The following is a 14131-nucleotide window of genomic DNA, read 5'->3' as shown; positions in this document are numbered from 1 at the left end:
GAAGGACCGCGCCATGACTCGTTTGCTCCGCGCCCTTGTCGTCATGACCGCGATGCTGGCGGCGACGCCGGCCTTCGCGATCGACACCAGCTATCACACCTATGACGGCTTTGCCGAAACGGTGGACGCCTTCCGTCTCGTCTCGATGATCTTCGGCGATCCGCGCTACGAGACGCTGGTGCTGATCGTCGCGGTGGTCGGGATCGGGCTCGGCGCCTTGCTCGCCAGTGTCCGGGGCTCGGGCATGGGCCTCGTCGCATTCGGTTTCCAGATGCTGATCGGTGTCGGCCTGTTCGTCGGCATGGTGGCGACCACGGGCACGGTCCATGTCTATGATCGCGTCCGCAACGCCTATCAGCCGGTTGGCGACGTGCCCAATCTGATCGTGCTGGTCGCGGGGATGACCAACATGATGGAGCGCGCGCTGGCCGAGACGATCGACGACAGCACGACCGATCCCAATGCCAAGCTGGAGTTCGGCGCGGGCGGACATAGCTTCGACCTGTTCCTGAATGCCGCGAGCCCGCGCGGTCCGATGACCGACACCTTCCTCGATGCGACCATCAAGGACTATGTGCGCCAATGCTATCCGGTCGCGCGCGTCTCGCCTGCGTATGGCGTCGACGACGACATGCTGTTCCGCACGACGACAGACCTGCCCGCGGCTTTCGCGGCGATGGCGGGACCGGCCACTTACAGCACCGTCTATAGCGCGGCCGACAAGGCCGGAACGACAGTGAGTTGCAATGAGGCCTGGGAGCATATCTCGTCGCGGCTGTCCGAGACCGCGTTGTTGGATACCTATGTGACGCAGGTCTGCACCCGCACCGGCTATGACGTCGCCGATGCCACTCAGCTTGCCCGTTGCCGCTCGAACCTGGGCGAGATGGGCCAGATGATGATGGATACGCCGCTGACGCTTCAGCAGTTCCTCACCAATGTCATGCTCGGCAATACGGTGGGTGACGTGCTGTTCGAGGACAGTCCGGCCACCGCCGCGCGCGTAATGGCCAATCGCGCGGTGATTTCGAGCGGCCTCGCCACCATGTCGACCGCGAACGAATGGATGCCGACGATCCGGGCCACCGTGTTCGCCATCATGCTGATGATGATGCCGATTGCGCTGCTGTTCATCCTGACGCCGATCAATCTTCGCGTCGCGAGCTTCGCGCTCGGCCTGTTCGTGTTCGTCGCGCTGTGGGGCGTGGTCGATGCCGGCATCTATCAGCTCACGCTCGGCCGGGCGACGGACGTGCTGGCGGAGATGCGCGCGAACAATGTTGCGGCCAATGCGTGGATGCTGGCGCCGTCGGCGGCCATGAAGGCGCTGGCGATCTTCGGCTCGTTCCGCACGGCGGCGGCGGGCCTGGCCGGGGCATTCGTGTTCACGGTCTTCCGCTTCTCGGGCAATGTGTTCACGGCTTTCACCTCCGGCGCGCTCGGCGTGCAGGGCCAGGGCACCGCGGCGGCGGCCCCGCTCGCCACGCGCGAAGGCTATGCGTCCGCGCTGGAAGCGCAGGCGTCCGCCGGCGGCACCATGGCGCGCGCTGGTGCAGCCTCCAACTTCGGGGATTTCGGGGAGCGTTCGACCTTTGGCGCCAATCGGGCGTTCGGCGCGGCAAGCCGGGTGATCGGGGAGCATGGCGGCGGCGCTGCCGGAACGGCCGCCTTCGGCTTGGGCGGCCTCGATGCCGCGCGCGAGCTGGGCGGTCTATCGCCGGCGCTTGCCGGGCGCAGTCTCAGCGATCCGGCGACCGTGCGCGCGGTGCAGGACAATGCCACCACGGCCGCGATCCACAATTTTGCCGAGAAGGACGCGCTGCGGGCGCTGGGCACCGGCTATTTCGGGGAAGGCCAGTCGGGCGAGCGGGCCTTTGCCGGCTTCGCGCAGAAGATGGTGCAGTGGCGCGCGTTCGGCGACCAGCGCGCCTACGATATGATGCTGTCGGGCGCGCAGCGGCATTTCGAGCGCAATGGCTACGATCCGAAGGATGCCGCGCTCAAGGCGTCGACGGTGATCGGACAGGCATCGGCCGATCCGACGTTCGCCAAGCTGATCGCCAATGCCTATGCGCAGGAGCAGATGCTGCGCAACGATTTGACCGGCGCGCAGATCCAGGTCGGCGCGATGGAAGGCCGGCGCGACTTCGCGGGCGGCAATGTCGCCGGGATCGAGCGGCGCAATGTGGCGACCGAACAGGCGCACCGGACCGGCAACAACGAGGGCCAGCGCAATGCGGCATCCATGCTCGGCCTGTCGGTGCAGGAGACGTCCCGGCGCATCGGCTTCATCAACAGCCTTTCCGGCGAGGCGCGCTCCACCGCGATCTCGCAGCTCTCCCGCGCGACCGGCCGCAACGAGGCGCAGGTGCTGCGGGCGCTCGAAAGCTACAATGCCGCGGTGCAGGTCGGCACTGCCGATGGCGCGAGCGCCGAGGCGGCGCGCGAAGGCACCAGCGTCTATGGCCGCACGCGCGAGGCGGCGGGCTATGATTTCGCGGAGCGGTCGGGCCGGCTCGACGCGCAGCGCGAGGTCGGCCATGACGGCACGCGCTCGGCCGCTCGTATCGGGGAGCAAAGAAAGCAGGCCGACAATGCCGGCTATGCCGAGGGCGCGGCGGCGGCGGGCATGTCGGTGCGGCAGGCGGCGAGGCTCGACAGCTTCATCCGCACGCTCAGCCAGGGCGCGGGCAATCAGGTCGATATGGCCGAAGGCGGCGCGGCCGGCATCGCCGATCGCGCGCGCAACGAGCGGTTGACCCGCATTGTTGAGAATGAGCGCCTTTCGCGCATGCAGAGCCTGCTCGCCGACCATGGCGTCACCATGTCGAAGCGGCAGATCGCCATGGACCAGAATGGGGATCTGAGCCTCAATCTCACGCCGGAGACGGCGGCGCAGCTCTGGCGCGGCGGTCTGATCAACGAAAGCCAGCTTGGCGCGATCGCAGATGGCGGCCGTGCGCGTTTCAGCTTCGCGCACAATGACGTGCTGGTGTCGAGTTCGGTCGGCTTCCAGCAGTCCGGCCGTAGCGACACCAGCACGCGGTTCGAGGCTGGCAAGCAGGCCGGGCCGGACACGATCGAGCATTTCATGGGCGGCGGCGCCGAAGGCCAGGCGATGATGCAGAACTGGCTCAAGGGCGGTTTCGAGATGGACCGGCACGGCAACTGGCGCTTGAAGCCGCAGGTGGCCGACACGCTCCAGCGCGACGTGCAGGCGATCATCGCGCAGACCGGATGGCATAGGTCGCTGTCGCGGTCCGCGCAGGATCAGACCACGATGGGCACGTCCGTCGGTCTTGACCTCGGAGGCTCGGTTGGCGTCTCGGAATCCGACGTGTCCGGTGGAGTGCCGCAAAGAGGGCAGCAGGGACAAGAACGTGGAAATCCGTCCCCACCGTCACCGCGCCAAGCCCGTTCGACCTCCGGGCGTGTCGGTGCGCAGATCGGATTCAGCAGCCGCGACGTTGGTATTACCAGCGAAAATGCCCAATCGTCGCTCGACATTGTTAACTATGACGTGCGATCGGCCATTGCCGCTGCTGAGCGTGCCGCCGCCCGTTCGTCGCGCCCGGAAGAAGCCTTTTCCCGCGAGCTATCGAACCGGGTGCTTGGACCCGAGGGTTTGCGCAACCGCTATCTTGGCGACGCGGATTCCGGGCGAGAGACCTTCGATATCACCGGCCCGCTCACGTCGATCGAACAATCGTCCGTTCTCAAGTCGGGCCGGTTCTCGAACGATATTGATGGAAGCCTGGGGGACGGCGATAGCTCGTTCAAGAAGCGTTGATGTGAGCGCCGTTGTTGGGACTGAGCGAGTTGCCGACATAGAGAGTTCCAGATCTCGGATCGTAAATGTCGGTTGTGGCATTGAGAGCCTCAAACGCCCGCTCGTGCTCTTCCTCCAGTTCCTTGGCCGCGTCGAACTCGTTGCCGGATGGCATGGCCCGATCGCTAGTGGTCGAGAAAGCGTCAAGCCAATGCTGCGCATAGCCAAAGCCCAACACCAGCAGCGCGGTCATCGGGAAGAACAGGACATTGAGGTAGCCGGCCAGCGCGCCGCTGTAGAACTGGTCCAGTGGCTCGATCTTCGTGGCTCCGGCCATTCCCGCCCACCAGAGCGGGATCGCCGTCCACCAAGTCTTGGCATACCACGGACGCCAGAGCCAATCGGACGCACGGTGCGACGATGTTCCGGCATCTATGGCAAGAAGCGTGGAATTGGTCGACACGATAATTTCCCTTCGGTGGAAAGCATAGCACGGCTACGCGGCAAATAAAAGGGAAATATATACTTTATACAGATATATCAATGTATTAGATTGATATTTGCCATTCATTCGAACTAGGCGGCAAGCGGCATTTCGATCATTTCAGGAAGAACTCGACCGGCACGACCAGTTCCAGCGTGTCGCCGGTCTTGTCGGCAGGAGGCTTTGGGAGCGGCGATGCGCGCTTGGGCAAGGCCACGGCTTCGCGATCCAGATCGGGGAAGCCCGAAGATCGCTCCAACCGCGAGGACAGCACCATGCCCTCGCGATCCATGACGAAACGGATATAAGGCACGCCCTGTTGCCGTCGCGTCATGGCGAGGCGCGGATAGCGGCGATGCTTGTTGAGCGCAGCCAGGACGCGGCCCTCCCATGTGTCGGGGGCATTGCTCGACATTTGTGGCGCGGGTGGTGCAGGTGCTGTCTTCGGCGCGGCCGTCTCCGGCTCGACCGGGGCGGGATCAGCGGGCTTGGACTGCACGGCCGATTGAGGCATCGATACCGGCGCGATCGGAACCATGGTGCGCTCGATGGGCTGCACTTGGGGCGGCTCCGGCTGCTTCTCTTTCTTCTCGACGGGCTTGGGCGCTTCCTTTTCTTCGGGCGGCGTCTCCGGTGGCGAGGCTTCGGGCAGAAGATTCACGACTGTCAGTGCGGACGGCGCCTTGACGGGAACGACATGGTTGATGGTGAAGAAGAAGCCCGCAAGCGCCAGTGCATAGATCATCGCGGTCCCCGCGAGGCCGACCAGGCGGTTGCCACGGTCGGGCTGGTAGCCATGCCTTTCCGTGACGGGCTGGGCCTTCTGCTCCGGCTGCGAGGGCGGCACGGTCATATCCGGTTCTTCCCGCTCGGGACGGTGGGCGACAAGCGGCTTCATGAGGGCACTCCGGGGAGCATGAGGAAAACGGCCAGCGCCAGCGGGAGACCGAAGGCCAGCAGCCAGCCCCATGCACGGGCGGCGCTGCGGGCATGGAAGGCCGACATGGCGACACCTGCGAAGACGGCGAAGCTCGCCAGCGTGGCGGCATAGACGGCCTCCACGCGATCCATGCCGAGCCGCGCCAGCAGCAGCGACAGCGCCACGGTGACGAGCGAGGTCAGCGCATAAGCCCCCAGCGTCCCCGCGACGAAGCGGAACATGGTCGACCAGCGCCCGCGCGCCTGTTCGGTCGGGCGGATCATGGCCGGAGCTTCCGCATGATGCGCTCGCGGTTGGTGTTGGTGGCGACGACAAGCGCGGCCGCGATGGTGAGCCATCCGAACCACGCCACCGCGCCATAGCCCCAACCAAGACCAGCGCTGGCGACAGCGAAAGCCAGCGCCAGCGCAACGAAGCCGGATAGGCGCAGCGCGCGGCTTGCTGCCCGCGGCAGCTTGCGGCGAAGCCAGTCCTGTTGATGTCGCGCCGTGGCGAGCAGCAGCAGGACGAAACTGGCAAGCGCGAGAAGGAAGATGACCGCATGGATCATGTGACCGCCTCTGCCAGCTCGCGTGCCTTCCGGCGCGGGGCCGCCTTCGGCTTGTAGGCAGCGACCTTCCATGCGGCCAGCGCCAGAGCGGCGGCACTCGTCAGCATGGCAAGGTCGAAGCCGGCGAAGATCCAATCCCGCGCGATCAGGCTGGGGACAAGGCCGCGCTCCGTGGTGAAGGCGTTGACGACAGGCACCAGCGCATAGAGCGCGGCGCAAGCAGACAGCGCCTCGATCCATGCGCGCTTGGCGGGCCGCGCGACCGTCCAGACGAACAGGCCGCCCCAGGCGATGAACAGGCTGTTGATCTCCCAGTCCGCCCGGTTCGCCATACCTAGCGGCAACAGGCGGTTGGCGAGGAAATAGACCGCGATCCCGGCGGGGGTGCCCGCGATGACGCCGATGTTCAGCCGCTCGACCAGCCGGAAGCCGAAATGCGGCCGCGCGGGATCGGGCTGCTTGGCGCGGCGCTTCACCGTCCAGAGGACAAGGCCGCTCGCGACCATCACCGTTCCGCCGATGCCAGAGAGGAAATAAAGCCAGCGCAGCACCGGCCCGGCGAACCAGCCTGCGTGGAGCTGAACCATCACCCCTTCGGTCGCGCGGGCCGCGCCCGATCCAGATGATGCACCGTCCTGCACCGCGCCTGTCACCGCGTTGAGATGAAGCGGAGGCGGATTGTTCCCTAACCCGTCGCGCAACGGAGAGAACGTAGCAACGGCGGCCGCATCGCCCGGATGAAAGATCACGAGGGAAGACGGAGACATGCCCCACTGCGTCTCCGCCTGTGCGATCAGGAGCGGCAGCGGCGCGACAGGGGTGGACCTCCCGCTTGCCTCCAGCGTCCCGGCTTCGGACGACGCAGCCTTGTAGAAGGCTTCCTCGCTGCCGTAGTTCGCGCTGATCGCCCAGGGCATCAGCGTGAACAGCAAGGCGACAAGGCCAGTATAGGTCATCATCAGATGGAAGGGCAGCGCGAGGACGCCGGTGATATTGTGCGCGTCGAGCCATGATCGCTGGCCCTTGCCGAAGCGCAGCAGGAAGAAATCCGCGAACAGCTTCTTGTGGGTGACGATGCCGGACAGGATCGCCACCAGCATCGCCAGGGCGGCACTGCACACGATATAGCGCGCGACCCACCACGGCATGTAGTGCAGGTCGAAGTGGAAGCGGTAGAGGAACCAGCCGCCGCGCGTGTCGCGCAGTGTCTGTTCCTCTCCGGTTGCCGGATCGAACACGGCTTCCCCGGATTCGCCCGAACCGTCTTCGCGCAGTCGCCATAACGCCCGGATCGCATCGCCGCCGCGTGGGGACGGTAGCGTGATGCTCCAGAAAGCGGCATCCGGTGCCTTGCGCGCCAGCGTGGCTCCAACCTTGTGCAGCGCCCCGGCGGTCACACCGCCCGCCCGGAGTTCCGGGCGCATCCAGCCGGAAATCTCCTGTTGGAAGAAGGCAGTGGTGCCGAACAGGAACACGAGGAACAGCACCCAACCGGGGACCAGCCCCGCCCAGGTGTGCAGCCATGCCATGGATTGCCGAAACGACCGCTCCGGCAATCGACCCGCTGCCATGCTGGCGGAGGCGAGCCGCGCTCCTTCCCGCATCAGAAGTTCGCGCTCACCGTCAGCAGGAAATTGCGCGGCTCACCGAACATCTCGGACGCACCATATAGTCCTCCATAGCCGATGGCGGAGTAGTAGGTCTTGTCGAAGACGTTGTTGACGTCGAGCTTGACGTTGAGGTGATCCGTCAAACGATAGGTGGCCGACAGGTCCGCGATCAAATAGGCGTTTTGCTGATTGCGGGCTATGTCGCCATAGGCATTCTCCTCGTCCCAATACATCTTACTCTGCCAGTTGATCCGCCCGCCAAGCGTCAAACGGTCTAGCGAGCCGGGCAGTGTATATTGAGTGCTGAGCTTGAAAAGCGTGGTCGGGACCGTAGCATCGAGCCGCTTGCCGATATTGACCGGATTGGCATCCTTTCGGTAGCGGACATTGGAATAGGTAAAGCCGCCCCCGATCTGCCAGCCTTCGGCAAGGGCGCCCTGCAATTCGATATCCACTCCCTCGCTGCGCACGAGGCCGGCAGCGCCGAAGCAGGCTTGGGGAGCAATGGTGCAGCCGCTCTGGTCGGTCAGATAGGCGGGCCGATTGCTCTCCTCGACGCGGAACAGCGCGATGCTGCCGTTCAACGCGCCGTCCAGATATTCGCCTTTAACGCCGATCTCGTAGTTCTCACCGGCACGAGGTGGCAGATAATTACCGTCCAGGCCGCGCAAGCTCTGGGGCTGGAAGACATCGGTGTAGCTGACATAGGCGGAGTGCTGGCGCGCGAACTTCCAGGTCAGCCCTGCATATTTCGTCAGATGCCCGTTTACCGAATAGGATTCGGTGCCCCCCGGTTGCACGCGATCAAACCAGTCCAGGCGCGCCCCCAGGAGCAGATCCAGCGACGCGGCCAATCCGAAGCGGCCGGCCGAATAGACACTGATCTGCTCGAAAGGGGTTCTTGGATAATAGCTATACCAGCGGCTGGTGCTGCTGACATCGGGCATCGGCGCGGCATGGTTCCATGTCAGCGGATCGACGCCACTGGTCAGCGGGGCATCCCAGCCCTCCATCCACTCATCGGTGCTCCTAGTCTGGCGGTTGAACGTCCCGCCGATGACCAGATCATGCTCGCGCCCGAGCAAGGAGACCGGACCGGACAGCTTGAGGTCGCCCGCTATCTGTCTGCGCGACGTCACGCCCTTATACCAGACATGCCCATAGCCGCCGACATCGGGCGTGGGGACCACCCATGTCGCCAGCATGTCGTAGCTACGCTTCACACGGGCACCATTGAAACTCAGTTTCCAGTCCGCGCCGAAATCATGGATCAGACTGAGGTAGAAGGTGTCGGCCTTGTTCTTGTCATATTCCCATTCGTTGCCGATGAAGGTCGAGCGCGGCAGGTCGAGATGGCTACCGTCATAGCTCGTCGGCAGTCCTCCCCAACTCATGTTCCTGTTGGAATAGACGTGGGAATATCCGATGTTGAGCGTGGTGCGTTCGGTCAGGTCGATGTCGACCGTAACATAGCCGAGGTGCTTGTCGTTGAAGGCAAGGTCGTAATAATTGCCGGCGTCTTGGAATGATCCTACCAGACGGATGCGCACGCGGCCATCTTTGGTCAGGGGACCACTGACATCGGCCATCGCCCGATAGTCGTCCCAGCTCCCGACGCTGGCGGCGCCCTTGAATTGCCAGGTGCTTGTGGGCCGCTTGCGGATCATGTTGATGGCGCCGGCCGGGTTGCCGCTGCCCTGCATCATCCCCGTCGCACCACGCACGATTTCCACGCGGTCCTGCATGGCTAGGTTGCCGAGCGTGTCTTCGTCACCGATGTATTCGCTGACAATGCCGTCCTGCGTGAGGGTGTCGATCGCGAAACCGCGAGACATGAAGTTGGGGCGCGCGTCGTTGGAAGCGCGCCGCAGCCCTGGTGTCGCCATTGCGACATCCACAAGATCCACCAGATTGTCGGCCGCGATGCGGGCGCTGGTCAGCACCGTCACGGATTGCGGCGTTTCGCGCATGGTCAGCGGCAGGTGGGTGGCGCTGGACATTATGCGGGTGGTGAAGGAGCGCGTGTTTTCCGTGGCGTCCGGATCGGAGGTGATGCTGGGCGCAATACTGGCATACCCGCTGCCGCCGCCTTCGCCCTCGACGCGCACAGGGCCGAGCTGGATCGCGCCATCGGCCGATTGCGGCGCGCGCTCGATCACGACCGAGCCGGCCGTCAGATAGCGGAAGGTCAGGCCGCTTCCGGCCAGCAGACGCGACAAGGCTTCGCCGGCGCTCATGCTGCCCGAGACCGGCGAGGACGTCTTGCCGTCCACGTCCGCCGCCTCGAACCCGATTTGCAGGCTTCCCTGCTGCATCAACTGGCGCAGGGCATCGCGGAGCGGTTGCGCGGGAATGTTGAAGCTGCGCGCGGAGGCGCTCGACGCGGGGGCGGTTTGCGCGATCGCCGGATTGGTCGTGACGAGACAAAGCGCGGTGCCCGCCAGCATCAGATGCCTGGAAAAAGTCAGCAGGCGTGGCCGCACGCAAACCGTGAAACTCATAATGTCCAATCCCCTTCGATCCATCAGCAAGCCGCCCCGCGCGGCATCCGGTAGCGGACCTATTGAGAATGCAACTCAATACGCCCTCATAGGGGAGACTGTTGCCGAAGGGCTTTTCCCAAAGGCAGGAAGGAAATTTTTTTAAGGGGCGGGATTGGGGCGGATGATGACGATTCCGCCGGGCAGTGTGGTCATTCGCAAGCCGCGCATCTGAACGACGGTTTCCAGGGCTTCATCGGGCCGCTCGATCAGGAAAAGGCCGCTGACAGGATCGGCATTGCCGAGATCCCCGATCGTCCAGACCGGCGCGCGGCGGTAGCGCGCGATCTCGGCGATGGCGTCCTGCACCGGCTGCTTGTCGAACAGCAGCTCGCCCTTGCGCCATGAGGCGAGGCGAGCGGCGGGCTGGGCCGCCAGCTTGTCCAGCCCGGCGGCTGTGTAGCGAACACGGTCGCCCGCGTGCAGCGTCGGGCCGCTCCTGCTGCCCGGCGCGCGCACCTGCACCGCGCCTTGCGTCACCCCGACCTCGACCGCGCCGCCATCCCGCCGGACTTCAAAGCCGGTGCCGATGTCGTGCGTCTCGCCGTCCAGCGCTTCCACAAGGAAGGGACGGCCTTCATGGCGCACGTCGAACCAGGCGCGGCCCGCCAGCAGATGCACGACGCGCCGGTTGCCGTCGAACGCGACCGAGATCGCGGAATCGCTGTCCAGCATCGCGGTCGTGCCGTCCGGCAGCGCGACCGATCGCACTTCGCCGACAGCGGTGCGATGATCGGCGCGCAGATCCAGCACCAGCGACGGGATGATGAGGGCCGCGACGATGCTGGCGGCCAGCGCCACCGGCACGGCGCGCAGGAGGCGGCGGCGCGTGACGCCCTGCCGGGGCATCGGGCGGATGACGGGCTGGGCGGGCGGAGGCGCGGCCAGCGCATCGGCGACGGTATCCAGATCCTGCCATAGCGCACGCTCGCGGGCGAAGGCGCGGGCATGGCGCGGGTCGGCCACAAGCCAGGCTTCCAGCGTATCCAGTTCGGTCGCGCTGATGTCCTTCGCCACCAAGCGGGTGATCCAATATTGCGCGCGTTCCCGCAAGACGGGATCGCTGCCCGGCTCGGCATCGTCGCGGTAAGGATCGGACGGATTGGACATCAGTGCTGCGGCAGTCCTGGGCCGGTGATGGCGAATTGCCATCCCTCTACCGATAAGACTGTTCGCGAACACCTTTTCCCAAGACAGGCAGAAAATAAAATCACGCGTCGTCTGTGTCCCCGTCGCGAATGCGGCCGAGCCGGGCGAGCGCGCGGCGAAGATGATTTTCGACGGTGGTCGTGGTGACGCCGACCTGTTCCGCCGTCTCGCGCTGGGTCCGGCCTTCGAAGCGGGTCAGCCGCAATATGGTGCGCGTCGGCTCCGGCAGCGCGGCGATGGCCGCGCGTATCCGCTCCAGCGTCTCGCGCGATTCGACGATGCGCTCCGGCCCCAATTCGTAGTCGACGCCCCACAACAGCGCCTCGGCGCGCGTCGCCACGGTCGCCTGCCGCTGGTCGCCCTGGACGTGATCGACCGCGACATTGTGCGCGAGGCGGCGCAGATAGGCGTTCTTGTCGATGATCGGGGGATCGTCCCTCACCGTCTGGACCTTCAGCCAGAGCTTTTGCGCCACGTCCTCGGCATTGTCGGCGCCCACGAGCCGGCGCACCTGCCGAAGCAGGGACGGCCGCTCGCGCATGAAGAGGCGCGTCAAGGCAAGGGCATTGGTCGGCATGTCGATGCTGCTACTAGACCAAGTGCGAACGACTCGCAATTAAAGCGGCGCGAAAACCGCTCAGGGCGAGGAGACCGGCACCGTGCCGCCCGATCAGGCCGTAGCGCGATGAAACCGGATATCCGCGCTACGTCGCTTTGACCGCCCGCCGTCTTACTGTGATTTCCAGCCGTTCTATTTCATCCGCCAGTGCGGAGAGCCGCAGAATATCTACGGAAGATGTTCCCCTGATCTTCGAGAATGCCCGGTCGAATATGGCAACGCATGGCGCATCGGTCAGGCGAGACGAAAACAGGATGCCGTCGACAGTCGTTCGCTTGTGCAGTTCTTCGGCGAAGCGCTGGCCGGTGAGGTGGGCGCGTGCGCCTTTCGCATCGGTGTCGACGCCCAGCTCATAGGCGGCAGGTCCGGTCAGATCGAGCAGGGCCAGAGGCGCGCGCGTGCTGATTTCCGTGGCGACGAGGCTCTCCAGAAAGGGACGATAGAGGTAACGGCGCTGTTTGCCGGCAAAGCGATCGCGCACGATCGCCTCGGCAAAGGCGGTTGGAAAATCTTCCGCCGCGTAGAGCACCCGGAACAGCTTGTTCGGACTGGAAAAGCGGCTCGCGCCGAAGCCCGCTTCCGCGGGCGTCGAGCGATGGCGGGCCGGAAAGATACGGGGCCAGTCGCGAAACTCGACTGGCCCCGTTCGCGCCTCGATGCGCCGAAGGTCCAATTTCACTGGTAGTCGAGCGCGCCTTCCGCCGCGCGTGTCACGTCCTCGACCTTACCCTTGCGGAGCCATTCGACCGGCTCGATACCGCCCGTGAAGCGGTTGGGCGTCACCAGCCATTCCCATGCCGTTTCATCATCGTCGAAATGCGCCCGCACTTTGTCCAGCCCTCCGACCGGCCCCTTCCGCTCGAATTGCCGCAGCGGATAGACGAAGTTGCGGATGCCCTTGCGAAAGGCGAGGATCTTGTGCGCGCGCCGCCAGTTGTCGAGCGTTGTCCGGGTCACGCCGAGACGCGCGGTGATGTCGCCCGCGCCGAGCAGCTCGGAGGCCGCCCACTCGTCGGTTTCATCCGTGACGGTCAGCTTGTCGAGGCGGGCCATGGCGGCTGGCTCGGGCAGCACCTCGCCGAGGCCTTTTCCGATCATCATGCGTGCGGGCGGCACATCGTCGGCGGCCGACACGACGACGCGCGCCAGCCGCTCGGCATCGGGCTGCGGGCGCTGGAGCGCCGCTGCGAGTTCGCGTAAGGCGGCAAAGCTAAGTGCGCCGACCTTTTGCTGAAACAGGGTCATGACTGCCTCCAGGGCATCCTGGCGGGTTCTGAGCGAAACTTGGGTCATGGGCGATTCCTTTGTGCCCAATATAGAAAGTTTGCCAAGTTTGTAAAGTCTGTGGCGAGCGCCAACGGGGACCGGGGGCATGAGTTTCATTGCAGGATCGCGCGTTCCAGCCAAGCGACCAATCCGCCGTCTCGCCAACGCGCGGGTGTCACGACGTAGCTGGAGTCGTCATTCCGGGGCTCTAGGCGCTCAGGCGTGCCGCTCGGCTCGATGGCGATATGCAGCTCACGAAGCACGGCGTCCCCTCTGCGGAGGGTCAATCTGATATCGTGGCCGGGAGCAGCCCCTGTCGTCGGCAAGGCTCGCTCGATCGCGCAATCCACCCCTTGCCGGTCCAGCGCCTCCTGAAGCCCGATCAGGGCGCGCAGCACGTCCCGCTCCAGATCCGAGAAAACCGGAACGAACTGGCGCGCGCTGAGGATCGGCTGGGCATAGCCGCGAAGGGCTTGGGCCTTCTGCTGCCCATCGATCCGGCACACCACCAGCACGAGATAGGGACCATCGACGGCCGGTGGCGTGTCGATCGCTTCCGCGACCCGAAAGGGCGGATTGTGCGGCGCATAGGCCAGCGGCGTCCGCACGTCGGTCGCATAGAACAGAAGGAAGCCCTGAACATTGTCGAGGCAGCGCGCCATGGTCATCAGCAGGCGTTCGGTGACGGTGCCTCGCCTGTGATCTCCGCCGAACAGCCAGAGATGATCGGCGAGACTAAGGCCGGGGACGATATCGAACCGGCCTGCGGCATCCTTCAGCGCGGCGAAGGCATCGGTGATGGATGGATCGTCGGGCGCCTCGGATGGCGGCGCGATGATGGGACAGCGGGCCGCTTCGAGCAGCGTGTGCAGGAGCGTTTCGAGTTGCGGTCTGCATTGCTCCTGCGCTCGCCCGGCCAAGGGCCGCAGGTCATGATGGAAGTCCACCGCGAACAGAGGACGATCGGTTGTTCCCGACAGATCTTCGCTCATGCTGTTGGCAGGCAGGGTTGCCGTCTCCGTTGTGCAGTGGCCGGGCGGCGCGGACTGTAGCGTCGCGGCGATCGACAAGAAAGCATCGGCAAGCCAGGGTGCCGCTTCGGTTTGAATTGAGGCGTCTGCGATCCGGTATCTGGCTTGGTCAGGGCCCAGCCGATAACTATCTGGTAAATAACCGGACCATTGCTTGTTTCTGGCTTTTCGGC

The 14131-nt window shown here is 65.0% G+C and carries 12 protein-coding genes; 1 reads left to right on the top strand and 11 read right to left on the bottom strand.

Translation table 11 applies throughout. The annotated features are described in order from the left end of the window. Nucleotides 1–13: 13 nt before the first annotated feature. Entirely contained in the window at nucleotides 14–3790 is a 3777-nt protein-coding gene (locus tag L6Q21_RS09925) for a conjugal transfer protein TraG N-terminal domain-containing protein (protein WP_237830587.1), read from the top strand. Here L6Q21_RS09925 and L6Q21_RS09920 read toward each other — a convergent pair. The 11 genes from L6Q21_RS09920 to L6Q21_RS09870 all read right to left on the bottom strand — a co-directional run bounded on the left by L6Q21_RS09920 (nucleotide 3777) and on the right by L6Q21_RS09870 (nucleotide 13997). After that, entirely contained in the window at nucleotides 3777–4232 is a 456-nt protein-coding gene (locus tag L6Q21_RS09920) for a hypothetical protein (protein WP_237830586.1), read from the bottom strand. The genes L6Q21_RS09925 and L6Q21_RS09920 overlap by 14 nt on opposite strands. A 136-nt stretch (nucleotides 4233–4368) precedes the next feature. Then, complete coding sequence (locus tag L6Q21_RS09915) at nucleotides 4369–5151, bottom strand: energy transducer TonB family protein (RefSeq protein ID WP_237830585.1); 783 nt, start codon at nucleotides 5149–5151, stop codon at nucleotides 4369–4371. Next, the gene (locus L6Q21_RS09910) at nucleotides 5148–5456 is read right to left on the bottom strand and encodes a DUF4407 domain-containing protein (RefSeq protein ID WP_237830584.1); all 309 of its coding nucleotides are present in this window, start codon (nucleotides 5454–5456) and stop codon (nucleotides 5148–5150) included. Before L6Q21_RS09910 ends, L6Q21_RS09915 begins: the two co-directional genes overlap by 4 nt. Beyond that, on the bottom strand, nucleotides 5453–5743 hold the full coding sequence (locus L6Q21_RS09905; RefSeq protein ID WP_237830583.1) for a DUF3325 domain-containing protein: 291 nt from the start codon (nucleotides 5741–5743) through the stop codon (nucleotides 5453–5455). Before L6Q21_RS09905 ends, L6Q21_RS09910 begins: the two co-directional genes overlap by 4 nt. Further along, nucleotides 5740–7272: a PepSY-associated TM helix domain-containing protein gene (locus L6Q21_RS09900; RefSeq protein WP_237830582.1), complete on the bottom strand. Its 1533-nt coding sequence runs from the start codon at nucleotides 7270–7272 to the stop codon at nucleotides 5740–5742. Before L6Q21_RS09900 ends, L6Q21_RS09905 begins: the two co-directional genes overlap by 4 nt. A gap of 74 nt (nucleotides 7273–7346) precedes the next feature. Next, nucleotides 7347–9854, bottom strand: a complete 2508-nt coding sequence (locus L6Q21_RS09895) for a TonB-dependent siderophore receptor (RefSeq protein WP_237830581.1) — start codon at nucleotides 9852–9854, stop codon at nucleotides 7347–7349. 141 nt (nucleotides 9855–9995) lie between these two features. After that, nucleotides 9996–11003 carry a FecR family protein gene (locus L6Q21_RS09890; RefSeq protein WP_237830580.1) on the bottom strand — a complete coding sequence of 336 codons (1008 nt, stop codon included), beginning with the start codon at nucleotides 11001–11003 and terminating at the stop codon, nucleotides 9996–9998. A gap of 100 nt (nucleotides 11004–11103) precedes the next feature. Beyond that, the gene (locus tag L6Q21_RS09885; RefSeq protein WP_237830579.1) at nucleotides 11104–11619 is read right to left on the bottom strand and encodes an RNA polymerase sigma factor; all 516 of its coding nucleotides are present in this window, start codon (nucleotides 11617–11619) and stop codon (nucleotides 11104–11106) included. Between the two features lie 127 nt (nucleotides 11620–11746). After that, nucleotides 11747–12340, bottom strand: a complete 594-nt coding sequence (locus L6Q21_RS09880) for an RES family NAD+ phosphorylase (protein WP_237830578.1) — start codon at nucleotides 12338–12340, stop codon at nucleotides 11747–11749. Then, complete coding sequence (locus L6Q21_RS09875) at nucleotides 12337–12954, bottom strand: antitoxin Xre/MbcA/ParS-like domain-containing protein (protein WP_237830577.1); 618 nt, start codon at nucleotides 12952–12954, stop codon at nucleotides 12337–12339. Before L6Q21_RS09875 ends, L6Q21_RS09880 begins: the two co-directional genes overlap by 4 nt. An 86-nt stretch (nucleotides 12955–13040) precedes the next feature. Further along, entirely contained in the window at nucleotides 13041–13997 is a 957-nt protein-coding gene (locus L6Q21_RS09870; RefSeq protein ID WP_237830576.1) for a hypothetical protein, read from the bottom strand. Nucleotides 13998–14131 lie beyond the last annotated feature (134 nt).

It is taken from the genome of Sandaracinobacteroides sayramensis, assembly GCF_022014495.1.
Taxonomy (GTDB): Bacteria; Pseudomonadota; Alphaproteobacteria; order Sphingomonadales; family Sphingomonadaceae; genus Sandaracinobacteroides; species Sandaracinobacteroides sayramense.
Note: the sequence above shows the minus strand (reverse complement) of the source record. Positions and strands in the feature narration are given on the sequence as shown.

What these genes read in the sequence shown, in the direction of transcription:
- L6Q21_RS09910 (WP_237830584.1), bottom strand. Translation starts at nt 5,456, where the DNA reads ATGATCCGCCCGACCGAACAGGCGCGCGGGCGCTGGTCGACCATGTTC.
- L6Q21_RS09890 (WP_237830580.1), bottom strand. Translation starts at nt 11,003, where the DNA reads ATGTCCAATCCGTCCGATCCTTACCGCGACGATGCCGAGCCGGGCAGC.
- L6Q21_RS09925 (WP_237830587.1), top strand. Translation starts at nt 14, where the DNA reads ATGACTCGTTTGCTCCGCGCCCTTGTCGTCATGACCGCGATGCTGGCG.
- L6Q21_RS09885 (WP_237830579.1), bottom strand. Translation starts at nt 11,619, where the DNA reads ATGCCGACCAATGCCCTTGCCTTGACGCGCCTCTTCATGCGCGAGCGG.
- L6Q21_RS09895 (WP_237830581.1), bottom strand. Translation starts at nt 9,854, where the DNA reads ATGAGTTTCACGGTTTGCGTGCGGCCACGCCTGCTGACTTTTTCCAGG.
- L6Q21_RS09915 (WP_237830585.1), bottom strand. Translation starts at nt 5,151, where the DNA reads ATGAAGCCGCTTGTCGCCCACCGTCCCGAGCGGGAAGAACCGGATATG.
- L6Q21_RS09900 (WP_237830582.1), bottom strand. Translation starts at nt 7,272, where the DNA reads ATGGCATGGCTGCACACCTGGGCGGGGCTGGTCCCCGGTTGGGTGCTG.
- L6Q21_RS09905 (WP_237830583.1), bottom strand. Translation starts at nt 5,743, where the DNA reads ATGATCCATGCGGTCATCTTCCTTCTCGCGCTTGCCAGTTTCGTCCTG.
- L6Q21_RS09875 (WP_237830577.1), bottom strand. Translation starts at nt 12,954, where the DNA reads ATGACCCAAGTTTCGCTCAGAACCCGCCAGGATGCCCTGGAGGCAGTC.